The sequence below is a fragment of the Brevibacterium jeotgali genome (assembly GCF_900169175.1).
GTDB lineage: Bacteria > Actinomycetota > Actinomycetes > Actinomycetales > Brevibacteriaceae > Brevibacterium > Brevibacterium jeotgali.
Map to the genome: position 1 here is coordinate 84,280 of NZ_FXZM01000009.1, position 16,011 is coordinate 100,290.

General features: G+C 70.1%; 12 protein-coding genes. 7 read left to right on the forward strand and 5 right to left on the reverse strand.

All coding sequences use genetic code 11. The features are described 5' to 3' along the window. Positions 1-36 precede the first annotated feature (36 nt). Entirely contained in the window at positions 37-525 is a 489-nt protein-coding gene (locus BJEO58_RS10045) for a GtrA family protein (RefSeq protein ID WP_101589338.1), read from the forward strand. Positions 526-574: 49 nt separating this feature from the next. Here BJEO58_RS10045 and BJEO58_RS10050 read toward each other — a convergent pair whose 3' ends face one another. Together BJEO58_RS10050 and BJEO58_RS10055 are read right to left on the reverse strand one after the other, a co-directional pair. Continuing rightward, positions 575-1,765 carry an alkaline phosphatase family protein gene (locus BJEO58_RS10050; protein WP_101589339.1) on the reverse strand — a complete coding sequence of 397 codons (1,191 nt, stop codon included), beginning with the start codon at positions 1,763-1,765 and terminating at the stop codon, positions 575-577. Between the two features lie 7 nt (positions 1,766-1,772). Then, entirely contained in the window at positions 1,773-2,360 is a 588-nt protein-coding gene (locus BJEO58_RS10055; RefSeq protein WP_101589340.1) for a DUF5998 family protein, read from the reverse strand. A 42-nt stretch (positions 2,361-2,402) separates the two neighbouring features. Here BJEO58_RS10055 and BJEO58_RS10060 point away from each other — a divergent pair, with 42 nt between their 5' ends. From BJEO58_RS10060 to BJEO58_RS10075, 4 genes are all read left to right on the forward strand, one after another. Next, entirely contained in the window at positions 2,403-5,084 is a 2,682-nt protein-coding gene (locus BJEO58_RS10060) for a bifunctional acetate--CoA ligase family protein/GNAT family N-acetyltransferase (protein WP_101589341.1), read from the forward strand. 197 nt (positions 5,085-5,281) lie between these two features. After that, a complete protein-coding gene (locus tag BJEO58_RS10065) occupies positions 5,282-6,214 on the forward strand; it encodes a siderophore-interacting protein (protein ID WP_101589342.1) in 933 nt (310 codons plus the stop codon). Between the two features lie 163 nt (positions 6,215-6,377). After that, a complete protein-coding gene (locus BJEO58_RS10070; RefSeq protein WP_101589343.1) occupies positions 6,378-7,310 on the forward strand; it encodes a DMT family protein in 933 nt (310 codons plus the stop codon). Next, positions 7,307-10,030: a DNA gyrase/topoisomerase IV subunit A gene (locus BJEO58_RS10075; RefSeq protein ID WP_101589344.1), complete on the forward strand. Its 2,724-nt coding sequence runs from the start codon at positions 7,307-7,309 to the stop codon at positions 10,028-10,030. The genes BJEO58_RS10070 and BJEO58_RS10075 overlap by 4 nt, the downstream gene beginning before the upstream one ends. A 72-nt stretch (positions 10,031-10,102) precedes the next feature. On the opposite strand, the gene BJEO58_RS10080 is transcribed toward BJEO58_RS10075, so the two are convergent. Beyond that, positions 10,103-11,761: an adenylate/guanylate cyclase domain-containing protein gene (locus tag BJEO58_RS10080; protein ID WP_246076059.1), complete on the reverse strand. Its 1,659-nt coding sequence runs from the start codon at positions 11,759-11,761 to the stop codon at positions 10,103-10,105. Positions 11,762-11,817: 56 nt separating this feature from the next. After that, positions 11,818-12,702 carry a biotin--[acetyl-CoA-carboxylase] ligase gene (locus BJEO58_RS10085; protein WP_180951908.1) on the reverse strand — a complete coding sequence of 295 codons (885 nt, stop codon included), beginning with the start codon at positions 12,700-12,702 and terminating at the stop codon, positions 11,818-11,820. 97 nt (positions 12,703-12,799) lie between these two features. Here BJEO58_RS10085 and BJEO58_RS10090 point away from each other — a divergent pair, with 97 nt between their 5' ends. Beyond that, positions 12,800-14,410, forward strand: a complete 1,611-nt coding sequence (locus BJEO58_RS10090) for an acyl-CoA carboxylase subunit beta (RefSeq protein ID WP_101589346.1) — start codon at positions 12,800-12,802, stop codon at positions 14,408-14,410. Further along, positions 14,407-14,763 (forward strand): hypothetical protein, encoded by a 357-nt coding sequence (locus BJEO58_RS10095; protein ID WP_101589347.1) that lies wholly within the window; start codon positions 14,407-14,409, stop codon positions 14,761-14,763. Before BJEO58_RS10090 ends, BJEO58_RS10095 begins: the two co-directional genes overlap by 4 nt. 12 nt (positions 14,764-14,775) lie before the next feature. Here BJEO58_RS10095 and BJEO58_RS10100 read toward each other — a convergent pair whose 3' ends face one another. Further along, positions 14,776-15,960, reverse strand: a complete 1,185-nt coding sequence (locus BJEO58_RS10100) for an MFS transporter (RefSeq protein ID WP_101589348.1) — start codon at positions 15,958-15,960, stop codon at positions 14,776-14,778. Positions 15,961-16,011 lie beyond the last annotated feature (51 nt).

Sequence of the window (16,011 nt, forward strand, 5' to 3'; positions counted from 1 at the left end):
GCGGCACCGTCCTCATCCGCCGTTAGTCTTGCGCACATGGGACTGCTGAAGGAGCTCCGCCGAGTGGGGAAATTCTCCGTCATCGGCGGCATCGCCTTCATCGTCGACATCGGACTCTTCAATCTGCTGCGGCTCGAGACGGTGGGGATGGGACCGATGTGGGCGAAGGTCCTCTCCGTCACCGCCGCGACGACCGTGTCGTGGATCGGCTCCCGCTACTGGACGTTCCGCGACGGGAAGTCGAACACCCCGGTGAAGGAGGCGGTGGGCTTCTTCGCCGTCAACGCGGTGGGTCTGCTCATCGCAGTGGGCTGCCTCTGGTTCTCCCACTACGTCCTGGGCTTCACCACCACGTTCGCGGACAACATCTCCGGCAATGTCGTCGGAGTGCTGCTGGGCAACGTGTTCCGCTACCTCATGTACCGCCACGTCATCTACCGCCCCGAACGGGGTGCTGGGCCCACCCCCCGCAGAGCGATCGTGGACGTGGACGACACGGCGCCGCGCGGAGGCCATCGCAGCTGACAGGCTCAGCCGACAGAGGTCGGCCGGCTGCACGAGCCGGGGGCCGACGTCACCCGTTCAGCAGCAGCGGGATCTCGAGCTCGTCGGCCGTCACTCCACCGTGGTGGCCCAGCAGCGACAGCGCAGCGGCGGAGTCGTTCTCCGAATCCACGATCCCGAATCCGGGCTCACCGATGACGACGAGGTCCCCGATCCGCGGCAGGTTGCGATCGCGGACTGGACCGAAGAGACCTGCGCCCACCGCTTCGGCGCGGGTGAGGACGGTGCCCCGCTCCCCCACCAGGGTCCGGAACGCCGCGAGCGCGTCGGCGGATGCCCCCTCCCGGGCGTAGAGATGAGCCGCGCGCGGTTCCCCTCCGACGGCGCGGAGGAGATCGCGGTGCGCGGGGTGGTCCGCCAGGTCGAGGCGGGTCTCATGGGGCACGTCGATCATCCCGTGGTCGGCCGTCACCGCCATGACGGCGTCGTGCGGCAGGGCCGCCGCGAGTCTGCGGAGGCTGCCGTCGACGCTCTCGAGCTCCTCGAGCCACTCCCACGAGTCGACGCCGTGGACGTGCCCGTTCTTGTCGAGGGCGCCCCAGTAGAGGTAGACGACCCGCTGACCGGGCGCCCGCAGCGCCTCCAGAGCATGGTCGACGCGCTCGTCGAGGGTCCGCGATCCGCGGAACCGGGCCCCGCGCATCGAGCCGCGGTTGAGTCCGCGTCCGTCGAATTTGGGTTCTCCCAGGTTCACCGCGTCGATCCCCCCGGCGATGAGCCGGTCGAACAGCGTGGCGTCCGGCACCCACACGCGACCGTCGACGTGGTCGGAGCCCGTGAGCTGGTTGAAGACCTCATCGCGGTCGGGATCGAGCAGCGTGTAGCCCATGACGCCGTGCGCACCCGGCAGCATGCCGGTCGCCAGCGATGACAGGGAGTTCGCCGTGGTCGAGGGGAAGCCCGCGCTCAGCAGCGTCTCGTCCGGCAGCAGGGAGCGCAGGAACGGGGTGTGGGCCGCCCTGCGCCGCAGCAGCCGCGAGCCCAGTCCGTCGATGAGCACGACGACGGCCGTCCGGGCCGCGGTGTCCGGGGCGATCCGCTGTGCCCGGGCGACGGCTTCGGGCGCGAGGATGTGCTCCGCACCCACGGCGAGCGCCGCGGCGGGGAGCACGTCGGACAGGAGCGGCCCCGCATAGTCCGGGGTGGGGATCGTCAGCGGGGCGGTGCCGCCGATCGGGTGCGCCGGCGAATCGTCGACCATCAGCGGTTCAGCCCCTGTCGCGGGTCGCACGGAAGGAGGCCCTGCGGAGTTCGACGGCGAAGGCCTGCGCGCGCGCCACGGCGTCCGGCCCCTCAGCCTGGGCGGAGACGCGGAGCGTGAGGTCCTCGGACAGCAGGCTGCCGCCGTAGCCGTGGTCCGCATCGCACTGCGGATCGGTGCAGGCCTCCGGGAAGGTGTCTATCCGGGTCGTCGATCCCCACCCGAGTGTGAGTGACACCTCGACGGGGGCCTGCCCCGGTTCGAACTGAGCGGGGCGCTCGTACGTGCGTCCGATGAGGACAGTGCGGATGCCGTCCAGCTCGATCGCCTCCGACGACGTCATCGCACGCGGAGGCTGTCCCAGCGGACGCGGGGCGGGATCGTCGTCCACGTGCGCGATGAGGAGGCGGGTGGGGGTGATCGCGAACGCCGTCACGTGCCGGTGGATCGAGTCGAGGTCCACATGCGTGTCGATGTGGACGAAGTGCGAACGGATCTCCTCATCGAACAGGCTCTCGACGAGCATGGTCCCGGCGAGCTGCGGGTAGTACCCGGCCGCCTGGAGATCGGAGATGAGTTCATGCGGAATTGCCATGCGCCCAGCATATGCGCCACTCATCCCGCATATGCTTCCCGTATGACGAGCTACCCCGCCCACTGGGAGGCCGACGTCGTCCTCCGCGACGGAGGCACGGCCCACCTGCGCCCCATCGTCCCGTCCGACTCCGCGGCCCTGCAGCGGATGCACCGGGCACAGTCGCCCGAATCCGTGTACCTGCGCTTCTTCGCCCCCATGCCGCAGATCCCCACGAAGGACCTGGACCGTTTCGTCACAGTCGACCACCGTGACCGCGTCGCCTTCGTGCTGGTCGTCGGCGACGAGGTGATCGGTGTGGGCCGCTTCGACCGGATCGATCCGGAATCAGCAGAGGTCGCCTTCAACATCGCGGACGCGCACCAGGGGCGCGGGATCGGCTCGATCCTGCTCGAGCACCTCGCCGTCGCCGCCCGCGAAGTCGGCATCACCGTCTTCACCGCCGAGGTCCTGCCCCACAACCGTCCGATGCTGCAGGTGTTCGCGGCCGCCGGATACGAGGTGTCACGGGAGTTCGAGGACGGCGTCGTCGCCGTCCGGTTCGAGATCGACCCGACCGACCGGGCGATGCAGGTCATCGCGGCCCGGGAGCACCGCGCGGAGGCTCTGAGCGTCCGCTCCGTCCTCCACCCGGCCTCCGTCGTCGTGATCGGCGCGTCCCGGAAGCGCCACTCCACCGGCAACCTGCTGGTCCGCAACCTCACGTCGGCGGGGTTCCAGGGCACGCTCACCGTGGTCCACCCGGAGGCGGAGTCGATCGCAGGAGTGCAGACGGTCCGCAGCCTCGACGAGCTGACGGAGCCGGCCGACCTCGCCGTCATCGCCGTGCCGGCCACGTCCGTCAGCGGCGTCGTCCGCGACTGCGCCGCGCACGGGGTCAAGGCGGTCGTCGTCATCTCCTCCGGCTTCGCGGAGGCCGGGCCGGAGGGCACAGCACTCCAGCGCGAGGTCGTCGCCACCGCCCGGTCCCACGGCATGCGGGTCGTGGGCCCCAACAGCTTCGGGATCGCGAACACCGCCCCCGATGTCGCCCTCAACTCGTCGCTGTCCCCCTTCCTCCCGGAGCCGGGCAGCCTGGGCCTCTTCAGCCAGTCCGGTGCGCTGGGCACCGCGCTGCTGGCGCGCGCCACCCGGCTGGGACTCGGCATGTCCACGTTCGTGTCCGCTGGCAACCGCGCGGACCTGTCCGGCAACGACCTGCTCCAGTACTGGGAGGAGGACCCCGCGACGAAGGCAGTGGGCCTCTACCTGGAATCGATCGGCAATCCGCGCAAGTTCTCGCGCATCGCCCGTCGCGTGAGCCGGGTGAAGCCCGTGGTCGTCGTGAAGTCCGATCTCACGGGTCAGGAGCTGCCCCCGGGCCACCAGGTGCGCCTCTCCGGTCTCGCGGAGCGCGCGGGCGGAGCGCTGGACGAGATCCTCACGCAGGCGGGGATCCTCCGAGCCGATTCCATCCGCCAGCTCTTCGACATCACCCAGGTGCTCACAGCCCAGCGCCTGCCCACAGGCCGGAGGGTCGGGATCATCGGCAACTCCGCGGCCATGGGGACGCTCCTCGTCCAGGCCGCCCGCGCCGAAGGTCTCGTGGTCGACTGCGACCCCGTGTCGCTCCACCCTGAGGTGCGCGCGGACGAATTCGCAGAGGCACTCGCGCAGATGTACTCCCGCGATGACGTCGACTCCGTCATCGTGAGCTTCACCCCGTCCGCCGGAGCCTCGGATCAGGAGATCGCGGGGGTCCTCTCCGAGCAGGCCGCCCAGGCGACGCAGACGACCGTCGCGTGCTTCTCCGGCGTCCAGGGCGTGCGCGAAGAGCTCACCGCCTTCGTCCCGGGCGACGAGGGCACGCCGGAGCGCCGCACCGTACCCAGCTACTTCGGGCCGGAGGACGCCGTCCTCGCACTCGCGCGCACCACTGACTACGCGATGTGGCGCGGCGAGGACCACGGCCACTACCCGGAGCTCGAGAGGATCGACCGTCGTGCGGCGCGCTCCGTCATCGACTCCGCGCTCGACGAGGTCGAGGGCGACGAGACCGTGGTCCTCTCCCCGTCCCGCACCCGCGAACTCGTGCAGGCGTACGGCATCTCGGTCCTGCCGCACATCACGACGTCGTCCGTCGATGAGGCGCTCGAAGCGGCAGAGGAGCTGGGCTACCCCGTTGCGCTCAAGGCCGTCCACACCCGTCTGCGCCATCGGATGGAGCTGGGCGGGGTCCGCCTCAACATCGAGACGCCGGGCGAGCTGCGCGACGACTACGGGCAGATCCGCGAGGTCATCGATTCCTTCACCCAGGAGGGCCCCTACGACGTCGACGTCCAGCGCATGGCGCCTCCGGGCACCGCGTGCGTGGTGCGCGGCGGCGAAGACCCCCTGCTGGGACCCGTCGTGTCGTTCTCCCTGTCCGGGGACACGACGGAGCTGGTGGGCGACATCGCGCACCGCGTCGCGCCGCTCACGGACGTCGACGCCTCTCAGATGCTCCGGTCCGTGAAGGCGGCGCCGCGACTGTTCGGCTACAAGGGACTGCCCATCATGAACGTCGCGCCCATCGAGGACCTGCTGCTGCGGATCTCCCAGCTGGTCGACGACTTCCCCGCGATCGCGGACATCGCCGTCCACCCCGTCGTCGCCACCCAGACGGACTCTCATGTGCTGAGCATCCGCGTCGTCCTGCGCTCCGCGGTCGACAGGATCGACTCCGCACGCCGGCGACTCGCCTGACCTGCTGCGGGGCGGGACCGGCGCAGCTGCTCTCCGCCGCGGGACGCGCCCCCGTCCCACATGGGCTCCTTAGGCTTGCCTCAGCACACCGCATTAGCGTACGTTTGTGTGACGGATAGAGATGCAGGTGAGCCTTCCCTCCGGGTGGCCGCTCCCCCGCTGGAGCCCGCATCTCACGCACAGCCCGAGGAGGACCGTTGAGCACGCTCGCGATGGACCCGACGATGACCGGGACCGACCGTCCGCTGGCTCCGACCGCACCTCGGCCCGTATTCCGCAGCGACCACGCCCCGCAGCGGGAGAACGCGCGGAACGCCACGTTCCGCTTCGACACGAGCCCCCGCGTGCTCACGGTCGTGAAGTCCCTGCGCCTGTCCGACGCACTCATGCGCATCCGCTTCCGCGCCGATGACGGCTTCGCGGAGTTCCCGAGCATCAGCCCGGACGATCATCTCAAGCTCTTCTTCGATGTGGACGAGCACGGCGAACCGGTGCTGCCGACCGTCGCCGACGGCCGCTTCTCCATCCGAGGGCTCACCCATCGCGACTTCACCATCCGGTGGTTCGACTCCGCGAGCCGGACGGTCGACATCGACTTCGTCCTCCACACGCACGGCGTCGCCGGCCATTGGGCCGCTGCCGCGCAGCCGGGCGATCGACTGGCCTCGATGGGTCCCCGCGGAACGTACCTCGTGAAGGACACCTTCGACTGGTACGTGCTCGCCGCAGACGACACCGCACTGCCCGCGCTGGCGCGCTGGGCCGAGTCGCTGCCGGAGGGCACCGCCGCCACCGCCTATGTCGAGGTCGACTCCGCCGCGTCGCAGATCGCCCTGCCGACACGGGCGGACCTCACCGTCCGCTGGCTGCACCGCGGCGACGCGGAACCGGGTACGACGACCCTGCTGGCCGACGCGGTGATGGAGCACGACTTCACGAACCCGAACGGCTACGTCTGGGCTGCGGGTGAGGCGATGTCCATCAAGTCGCTGCGCTGCTTCCTGACCTTCCGCACCCTCCTCACACGCGACAACTGGACGGTCGACGGGTACTGGCGACGCGGTGTCGCCGCGTTCGACCGCACTCTGCGAGGGCGCGCATGCCCGCAGTGCGAGGCACCTGCCCCCTGACCAGCGCTGGTCTGCCGGCTGGCCCGCGCTCTCCTGATCCCCTGCTCGTCGGCCCCCTGCTCGCCGCCTCGACCGACCCCCTGCTCGACGCGGGGGATCCCCACGCCCCGACCGGCGGCTTTCCCCACTGCCCGGGACGAGCAGCGTTCCTAGGCTCGAGAGCATGTCGCTCCTGTCCGGTCTCCTCTCCACGGGTCACGCATTCGCCGTACTCCTCGCCCTCACCGGCGCCGTTCTGCTCGCATTCGGCACGCACGCCCAGCACGCCGCAGTGACGCGGCCCGGGCGACCGACAGGCATCCGTCGTCTCCTCCGCACACCGCTGTGGCTGCTGGGCGGCGCACTGATCGTGCTGGAGACCGTCTTCAACGTCGTCGCACTGGGACTCGCACCCCTTGCGCTCGTCCAACCGCTCGGCACTGCATCGCTCGTCCTCGCGGTGCTCATCGGAGCGTCCCGCAGCCCCCTCACCCGCGAGGTCGTGTTCGCCGTCCTGCTGACCTCCGGATCCGTCGCCGCCTTCGTGAGCATCTCCGCCCAGCACGCGGACCACTCTCCCGCCTCCCCGGAGGCCGCAGGACTCCTCGCGGCCCTGCTGCTCGCAGGATCAGCGCTCGGCGTCGTCATCGCACGCAGCGCAGCAGGTCACCTGCCCCGCGTCGCAGCGGCGGGCATCCTGTTCGGCTGCGTGGCATCCGGCGCGCACGTCGCCGCCGCGCGGTTCCTCACGGGCGAGGGTCTCCCCCTCCCCGTCTGGGTCGTCATCGCAGCCCTGGCTCCGGCCTCGGCGGTGGGCATCTGGCTGGTGCAGACCGCGTACGCGAGCGGTTCTGCGGCGACCGTCCTCGCAGGGCTCACCGTCATCGATCCGATCACCGCGGTGACGGTGGGGACCGCAGTCCTCGGCGAGTACGGAACCCTTCCGTCGTCCTCACTCGCACTCCTCGCCGCGAGTGCGGCAGGCGCTCTGTGGGGAGTGCGCCTGCTGGTCGGCCACCGCCACGGCACGCTCCACGGGCCCAGATCCCCGGCTGTGTCCTCATCTGCCGATACCATGGGGGACGCTCATCGAGAAGGAGTCCCACTACACCCATGACGACCGGCACGGCAGGACAGATCTCAGACGTCGACGTCTCCCAGGAGATGGAGACGTCGTTCCTCGAGTACGCGTATTCAGTCATCTATGCGCGCGCTCTGCCGGATGCCCGCGACGGGCTCAAACCGGTCCAGCGGCGCATCGTGTACCAGATGGGCGAGATGGGCCTGCGCCCCGATCGCGGCCATGTGAAGTCCTCCCGCATCATCGGCGACGTGATGGGCAAGCTCCACCCGCACGGCGACACCGCGATCTACGACGCGCTCGTGCGCCTGGCACAGGGCTTCAACCTCCGCCTGCCCCTGGTCGACGGCCACGGCAACTTCGGCAGCCTGGACGATGGTCCCGCTGCTCCGCGGTACACAGAGGCACGGCTGGCGCCCGCCGCCATGGGGATGATCGCCGGGCTCGGCGAAGACGTCGTGGACTTCGTCCCGAACTACGACAATACGCTCACGCAGCCGTCCGTGCTGCCGTCCGCGTTCCCCAACCTGCTCATCAACGGCGCCTCCGGCATCGCAGTGGGGATGGCGACCAACATGGCGCCTCACAACCCCGGTGAGGTCATCACCGCCGCGCAGCACCTGATCCGCCACCCCGATGCCACGCTGGATGAGCTCATGCGCTTCATCCCCGGCCCGGATCTGCCGTCGGGCGGACGCATCATCGGTCTGGACGGGGTCCGGGAAGCGTATGAGACCGGACGCGGCACCTTCCGCACCCGGGCGACCGTCACGTTCGAGAACCTCACGCCCCGTCGCCGCGGGATCATCGTGACGGAGCTCCCGTACCAGGTGGGGCCGGAGAAGATCATCGAGAGGGTCAAGGACCAGGTGCAGGCCAAGCGCCTGTCCGGTGTCGCCTCGATCGACGACTTCTCCGACCGCAGGCACGGCATGCGGCTGGTCATCGGAGTCAAGACGGGCTTCGACCCCACGGCGGTCCTCGAGGAGCTGTACCGGCTCACACCCATGGAGGACAGCTTCGGCATCAACAACGTGTGCCTGGTCGACGGCCAGCCGCGCACGCTCGGACTGCTCGAACTGCTGCAGGTCTACGTCGACCACCGGATCGAGGTCATCCGCAGGCGCACGCAGTTCCGGCTGGGGAAGGCGAAGGACCGGCTCCACCTGGTCGAGGGCATGCTCATCGCCATCGTCGACATCGACGAAGTCATCCAGCTGATCCGCTCCTCCGAGGATGCCGGATCCGCGCGAGCGCGCCTCATGGAGGTCTTCGACCTCTCCGAGGTCCAGGCGACCTACATCCTGGACCTCCAGCTGCGCCGCCTCACGAAGTTCTCGCGCCTGGAGCTCGAAGCGGAGCGGGACGAACTGCAGAGGCTCATCGAGCACCTGGAGCACCTGCTCGCCGACGAAGCCGCGCTGCGAGAGCTCGTCGCGACAGAACTGGGCGAGACGGCGGACCAGATCGCGGATCCCCGTCGCACCGTGCTGGTCGAAGGATCCCTCAAGGAACTGTCCGCGAAGGGTCGCAAGTCGCAGAAGCCGCTCACGATGGCCGACGACCCCTGCTGGGTGCTGCTGTCCAGCTCCGGCCGGGCCGCGCGGACGACCGACCGCTCACCGCTGTCCGGCGAGGGACGCCGGGCAAGCCACGACGCGATCGTCTCGCAGCTGCCCGCGACCGCACTGGGTCATCTGGCGGCGCTGACCGACACGGGGCGACTCGTCGGACTCGAGGTCGTCCATCTCCCCCACCTGCCCCCGCAGGCCACCCGGCCCGCTCTGGCGGGGGGCACACCGGTGAAGGACCTCGTCGAACTCGAGAAGGGCGAGAAGGTCGTCGCACTCGTCGATCCGGGCCAGGATCTCGTCCTGGGCACGCGGAACGGCATCGTGAAGCGGGCGGCCGGTCACGGTGCTCCCACGGGGCGCAGCGAATGGGAGGCCGTCAGCCTCAAGGGCAAGGACCTCGTGGTCGGTGCGGCTCAGGCTCCGGCCGGAACAGACCTGGATTCCTACAACGCCGCATTCGTCACCTCCAACGCGCAGCTGCTGCACTTCCCCGTGTCGGTGCTGCGCGCGCAGGGCTGGGCCGCAGGCGGGGTCGCCGGTGTCCGGCTCACCGATGGGGCTCACGTCATCGCATTCTCTCTGGTGGATCCGCAGGCCCAGAACCGCGTCGTCACCATCGCGAAGGGCGAGAACTTCTACGGTGACCCCGTGTCCTCGATCAAGGTCTCCGACTTCACGGAGTTCCCCGGCAAGGGGCGCGCCACAGGCGGGGTCCGCGCACACCGCTTCCTCACCGGCGAATCCGAACTCGCGCTGGGCTTCGTCGGGCCGTCGCCGCAGGCTGCGTCGTCCGGGGGCGGGGCGCGCTCCCTCCCCGACTCCCTCTCACGACGCGATGCCTCCGGCGTGCCGCTCGATGCGAAGATCGACGCGATCGGGACACTGCCCCATGTCTCCGCGGGCGGCGATGCGGCGGCGCCCCCGGTCGGTGGCGCAGGACCCGCGGCGGAAGCGGGCGCTGGAGCCGCAGCAGGCCCGGGCTCCGCTGCAGGGTTCCCCGTCGCCGGCATGGCCTCCGGCACTCTGCCCGGCATGGACACGGCGGGCGGAGTCACGAGCGCGGACGCCGAACGTGAAGCACGGCGAGAAGAGATCGCCCGTGCAGCGGCGAAGGATGTCGAGGACGCGGTCATCGTCTCCTATGACGAAGACGACGAGGACGATTCGAACGCCCTGTTCTGACCGCCCTGTTCTGACGTCTGATCAGGCGCCCGCCGGTCGTCCCGTCCAGGCGTCTGTCAGGCGATGTGCCTGTCAGACGATGTCCTCCGCATTGATCGTCGACGCTGACAGCCGGTGCATCTCCACGACGCCGATCTCTCCCAGCCCCTGCAGGTTGAGGTCGCGGCGACCGGAGAATTCGAAGGCGTCGTCCCGTTCGATGATGCGCGCGGTGTCCGCGTCCGTCACAACGGTGTTCGGATCCGCCACTGCGGTGAGGCGGGCGGCGAGGTTCACGGTCGTGCCGAAGATGTCGCCCATGCGGGACAGGACGCGCCCCCAGGAGAAGCCCACGCGGCACCGGGGCAATGAGGCGTCCGCCTTCACCTGCTCGAGCAGCGTCATCGCGATCTCCGCACCCGCCAGTGGCGTCTCTGCGGCGAAGAACACTTCGTCGCCGACCGTCTTGATGACCTTCCCGCCGCCGGCCGCCACGATGTTGTAGGCGAGGAACTGGAACTTCTTGACCAGCCTGCTGAGCTCTCGGGAGTCCAGCTGCTGTGACAGCCGCGTGTAGGAGACGAGGTCGATGAAGCCGATCCCCCGGGCCAGCGGCATCGTGGGGTCCTGGCCGCGAGAGGCGCCGCCGATCTCCAGTCCTTCCTCGACATTCACATTGAGGCGTCCCAGCGCACCGGCGAGGTTGCGCCGCCAGGCGTAGACCATGAGGTCCTGCAGGGGATCGATGAGGTCTTCGAAGACGTCGAGCGCCGTCAGCCGGGCCTCGCTGTCGCTCAGCCCCTTCTCCTCGATGAGGAACTCGACCATCGCCTCCATCTGCCACACGACCAGCCGGTCGGTCATCTGACCGATCGCACGGGACAGCTGGAGCGCCGTCTCCTCGTCGACGCGCTCGCTCGCGACGAGATCGGCGACGCGACGCAGCGGTGCCGCGTCCCTCACGGTGAAGGCCGCTTCGCCCTCGGAGATGCGGGGCTGGCCCAGCGACCGCCAGAGCTTGCGGGCCGACAGGGTCGACACCTCCGCCAGCTGAGCGACCTCCTTGCGGGTGAGGACGCGCTTGCCACCGATCAGCACCTCTTCGAGGTGCTGAGCCGCAGTGCGGAGTTCGTAGATCGTGTCCTCCGTGGCAGCGGCCTCGCGCTCCGAGGCCTCCTCGAGATCGATGGTCCGCATCGCACCCGTGCGCGGGTCGTCGGCCAGACGGCGGGAGAAGGATCCCGGACCGTCGGAGCCGCTCTCGTCGGCCCCCTCATCGTCCGGGGCTTCGAGGTCGATGTCTCCGTCGAGCTCGTCCGGGTCCGTCGGCTCCGGCAGCGCGTCGTCCTCGTGCCCCGCAGCCGCAGCTCCGGGACGCTCGCGCTCGGATGCGGCCGCAGCCTCTGGCTCGTCCTCGGATGCGGGTTCCTTCACAGGGTCGCTGTCGTGCGCCTGCTCCTCGATGACGGGCAGCGACGCGACTCGCGGCGCGTCCTCCGATGCCTCCTTCGATGCCCTGGCGTCCTGCGAGGCCGCAGCGGCAGGGTCTTCCGTCGACCCGGACGGTTCTGAGCCGTCGGGCCCGTCGGACACGTCGGGCCCGTCTGACGAGGCGGTCGTCGGCACTGCGCGCGCGGAGGTGTCCTCCTCATCGGCAGACCACTCCGCACCGCCCGGCATCCAGGCTGCGGGGTTCGCCGCGTCGGCCCAGCGGACGGAGCCCGTCCACGTCGCGGGCGCGTCCGAGCTCACTGGTCGTCTCCTTCGTCCGGCGGGGCGGTGCTGGTCTGCGCGGTCGTCGTCCGCGCTCATGCAGGCCTCACGTGGATGACATCGCCGGCGGCCACACGGACGACCGCGTCGTCAGCGGCGCCGTCCGGACGGACCAGGAGGTTCGCGTGCGCGTCGAGGTCGACGGCGGTGCCGACGAGCTGGTCACCACCGGGCAGGTGGACGCGGACGGCCGATCCCAGCGTGACCATGGCGGCCCGGGCCTCGGCGGCGGTCGCACCGTCCGCGAAGGCGGATCCTTCGTCGAGCACGGCCGTGACGGTCCTGCGGAGGTGGGCCACCAGCGAGCCGAGCAGCCCGTCGCGGTCCGTCCGTCCGCCCTCGAGCAGGACGGAGGTCGCGTAGCCCTCCGGCACACCGCCGGCCCGCAGGTCGTCGGCTGTGAGGCCGACGTTCACACCCGCTCCGATGACGACGGTCGTGCGACCGCCGCGCACGACCATGCGGGCGAGGATCCCGCAGATCTTCCGGCCGTCGACCAGGACGTCGTTCGGCCACTTCAGCTGGGCCGCGACTCCCGCGTCGGCCAGCGCCGCCCGGACAGCGACTCCGGTGACGACGGGCAGCCACCCCAGCGCGTCGGCGGGCGCGCCGGACGGGACGCGGACAGGGACGGAGAAGGTGAGCGCACGACCGGGCGGGACGTTCCAGGCGCGGTCCAGGCGGCCTCGGCCCGCAGTCTGGTGATCGGTGCCCACGACCGCGAAGTCGGGCACGTCCGCACCTGCTTCGAGCAGCTCCACGAGACGGTCGTTCGTCGACGCCGTCGCGGTCGTCCACTCATGGATGACAGGGTTCTGCAGATTCGGCTCCTCATACAGGTTCGACGGCGCACCACGGTCGCCCTCCAGGGGATCGCGAGGGTCCGTGGACGTAGCGCGTATCGGCCCGTCGCTGTGCACCACATCACCCTATGGCCTTTGGCGGCTCCTTACAACGAGCGCGCACGGGCACTGCGGTCATCGTCAGCGGACGCGCAGTCGCCGTAGGGTGTGGCCCATGAGCCAGACCACGGAACCGCAGCCCCCCGACAGCAGCGTCCCCCGCACCACCGCGGACCGCATCGCCGCGTTCGAGGAGCGGCGCACCGCCGCCCACACGGGCAGCGAGCGGGCAGTCGCGAACCAGCGGAAGAAGGGCAAGCAGACCGCCCGCGAACGCATCGACCAGCTGCTGGACACCGGCTCGTTCCAAGAGGTCGACGAATTCGTCCGCCACCACAACACCCACTTCGGGATGATGAAGAACCGCCCCGACGGCGACGGCGTGGTCTGCGGGCTGGGCACCATCGAGGGCCGCACCGTCGCGGTCTTCGCGCACGACTTCACCGTCCTGGGCGGGTCGCTGGCAGAGGCGAACGGTCGGAAGATCGTCAAGGTCCAGAAGCTCGCGCTCAAGCTGGGCTGCCCGATCATCGGCATCAACGACTCCGGGGGCGCGCGCATCCAGGAGGGCGTCGGCTCGATCGCGCTCTTCGCGGAGATCTTCCGGCTCAACGTCGCGTCCTCCGGTGTGATCCCGCAGATCTCGCTGATCATGGGGCCGTCTGCAGGCGGCGCGGTGTACTCCCCCGCGCTCACAGACGTGACGATCATGGTCGACGGCACGTCGCACATGTACATCACGGGCCCGGACGTCATCAAGACGGTCACCGGCGAGAACGTGGGGCACGAGGAGCTGGGCGGCGGTCGGACGAACAACACCGTCACGGGCAACGCCCACTACCTCGCCGAGGACGAGCCCGACGCGATCGACTACGTGCGCGATCTGCTGTCGTACCTGCCTCAGAACAGCCTCGATCCCGTCCCCCGCTATGACGAGCCCGCGCACCTGGAGGAGTCGGAGGAGGACCGGGCCCTCGACGCTCTCGTGCCCGATTCGCCGTCCCAGCCGTACGACATCCTGCGCGTGGTCGAGGCCGTGCTCGATCCGGAGACCCTCCTGCAGGTGTCCGAGCTGTTCGCCCCGAACGTCGTCACGGCGTTCGGCCGGGTGGAGGGCCGCAGCGTCGGCATCATCGCGAACCAGCCGATGCAGCTGGCCGGCACACTCGACATCGACGCGTCGGAGAAGGCGGCGCGGTTCGTGCGCCTGTGCGACGCGTTCAACATCCCGATCCTCACGTTCGTCGACGTCCCCGGCTTCCTGCCGGGCACCGACCAGGAGTACGGCGGGATCATCCGTCGCGGCGCGAAGCTCATCTACGCGTACGGAGAGGCGACCGTCCCGCTGGTCACGCTCATCACCCGGAAGGCCTACGGCGGCGCGTACTGCGTCATGGGCTCGAAGCAGCTGGGCGCTGACATCAACCTCGCGTGGCCATCGGCGCAGATCGCGGTGATGGGCGCGCAGGGTGCCGCGAACATCGTCTACCGGCGCGATCTCGCCGCGGTCGATGAGGCGGGCGGAGACGTCGACGCCCGTCGCGAAGAGCTCATCCAGGAGTACGAGGACGCCCTGCTCAATCCGTACCTCGCCGCCGAGGAGGGGTACATCGATGCGGTGATCCGCCCGTCGGAGACCCGTGAGCGCATCGTCCGCTCGCTGCGCGCACTGGAGAACAAGCACGTCGAGCAGCCGGCCCGCAAGCACGGGAACATCCCCCTGTGAGCCCGGCGGACGCACACGGCCGCGAACTGCTGACCGAGGAGTCGGAGCGCGCCCTGGCCCGCCAGGCCGCCGTCGCCGCTCTCACCGCCGTGGGGAGGATGCGCGCCGAGGCCGAGGCGGAGGCGGAGGCCGGTGCCGGCGGAGGATCGGGCTCCGGCGGGGGGCCGGGCTCCGGGTCGGGCTTCGCGAGCACGCAGGGAGTCACCGGAGCGGGCGGCTCCGGCGGCGCCACCGGGGTGGGTCCGTCGAGCGGCCGTGCCGACGGTGGCCGCGTCGGTCGCCGGGTGGGCTTCGCCTCCCCGGAGCGCGCGGTGCGGCGACGGCTCCGGGGCGGCTGGGCCGCCCGCGGCTGACCCACCGGATGCTCAGTCCTGCGCGCCCCGGCCCACGCGGAAGCCATGGACCAGTGCGTAGACCGCAGCGGACACGAGGACGAAGCCGGCGCTCAGCCAGTACATCGCCGTGTAGCCCGCCGCGCTGGCGAAGAGGCCCAGCAGGACCGGCCCCACACCGGTCCCCACATCGAGGATGAGGAAGAACGTCGACGTCGCGACGCCCACCTGTGCGGGGGTGGTCCGGCTGATGAGGATCGCCTGCAGCGACGGCAGCAGGCAGCCGAAGCCCAGCCCGGTGAGCAGTCCGGCGAGCGAGAAGGCCCACACGGAGTCGGCCATCGCAACGGTGGCCATCCCGGCTCCGAACACCGCGAACACGGGGACCACGACGACGTTGTCCCCGTACTGGTCCTGGATGCGGCCCGCGAACAGCCGTGCGACGAGGGAGCCTGCGGCGTAGAGCAGGAAGAACATGCTCGCGGCCTGAGGCACTCCCACGGTGGCCGTGTGCCCTGCGAGATAGGCCAGCACGGACGAGTACGCCAGCCCGCCGAATCCCATGACCGCGGCGTACGGCAGCGCTTTCGCGTCGACGAAGCTGCTGGGCCGGAACGACTTCACCAGGGCTCTGTCCTCATCGGTGATCGTGCGCTCGGGGACTCTGTAGGCGAGGGCCGCGAGCATCGCGAGGAGCCCGCAGGCGGAGGCGACCCAGAAGAGTGAGGAGAATCCGAACCGGGCCGCGAGCGTCACCCCGAGGAAGGGACCCACAGCGGTGGCGAGGGTCGTCGCGGTACCGAAGTAGCCGTTGCCCTCGGCTCTGCGCGCGGGTGGGATCACCGACTGGATCGAGGCCACGAGCGCCGTGTTCCCCAGGCCGAAGGCGAAGCCGTGGATCAGGCGGACGGCGATCAGCAGTCCCAGACCGTCAGCAGGGATGTACGCGAGGCCCGCGACGACGAACACGGCCATGGTCACAATGAGCATCCGCCGCCGTCCCACGAGGTCGAGGAACTTGCCCGCGAGGACCCTCCCGACCACCGCGCCGACGATGAAGCCGGAGGAGGCGAGACCGGCGCCTGCATCCGAGGCGGAGAACCGGTCGACGGCGTAGACGGCCATCGTCGTCATGAGGAGGTAGAAGACCGTCGCCATGAAGAGATTCACGACGATGCCGATGACGAATGTCCGGGTCCACAGTCTCTGCTCAGTCACTCGGGACAGTCTATGGCCGTGCCGACGCACGCAGCGCGCGGGGCGGCGGGA

What these genes read in the sequence shown, in the direction of transcription:
- BJEO58_RS10055 (WP_101589340.1), bottom strand. Translation starts at nt 2,360, where the DNA reads ATGGCAATTCCGCATGAACTCATCTCCGATCTCCAGGCGGCCGGGTAC.
- BJEO58_RS10075 (WP_101589344.1), top strand. Translation starts at nt 7,307, where the DNA reads ATGACGACCGGCACGGCAGGACAGATCTCAGACGTCGACGTCTCCCAG.
- BJEO58_RS10045 (WP_101589338.1), top strand. Translation starts at nt 37, where the DNA reads ATGGGACTGCTGAAGGAGCTCCGCCGAGTGGGGAAATTCTCCGTCATC.
- BJEO58_RS10090 (WP_101589346.1), top strand. Translation starts at nt 12,800, where the DNA reads ATGAGCCAGACCACGGAACCGCAGCCCCCCGACAGCAGCGTCCCCCGC.
- BJEO58_RS10060 (WP_101589341.1), top strand. Translation starts at nt 2,403, where the DNA reads ATGACGAGCTACCCCGCCCACTGGGAGGCCGACGTCGTCCTCCGCGAC.
- BJEO58_RS10070 (WP_101589343.1), top strand. Translation starts at nt 6,378, where the DNA reads ATGTCGCTCCTGTCCGGTCTCCTCTCCACGGGTCACGCATTCGCCGTA.
- BJEO58_RS10050 (WP_101589339.1), bottom strand. Translation starts at nt 1,765, where the DNA reads ATGGTCGACGATTCGCCGGCGCACCCGATCGGCGGCACCGCCCCGCTG.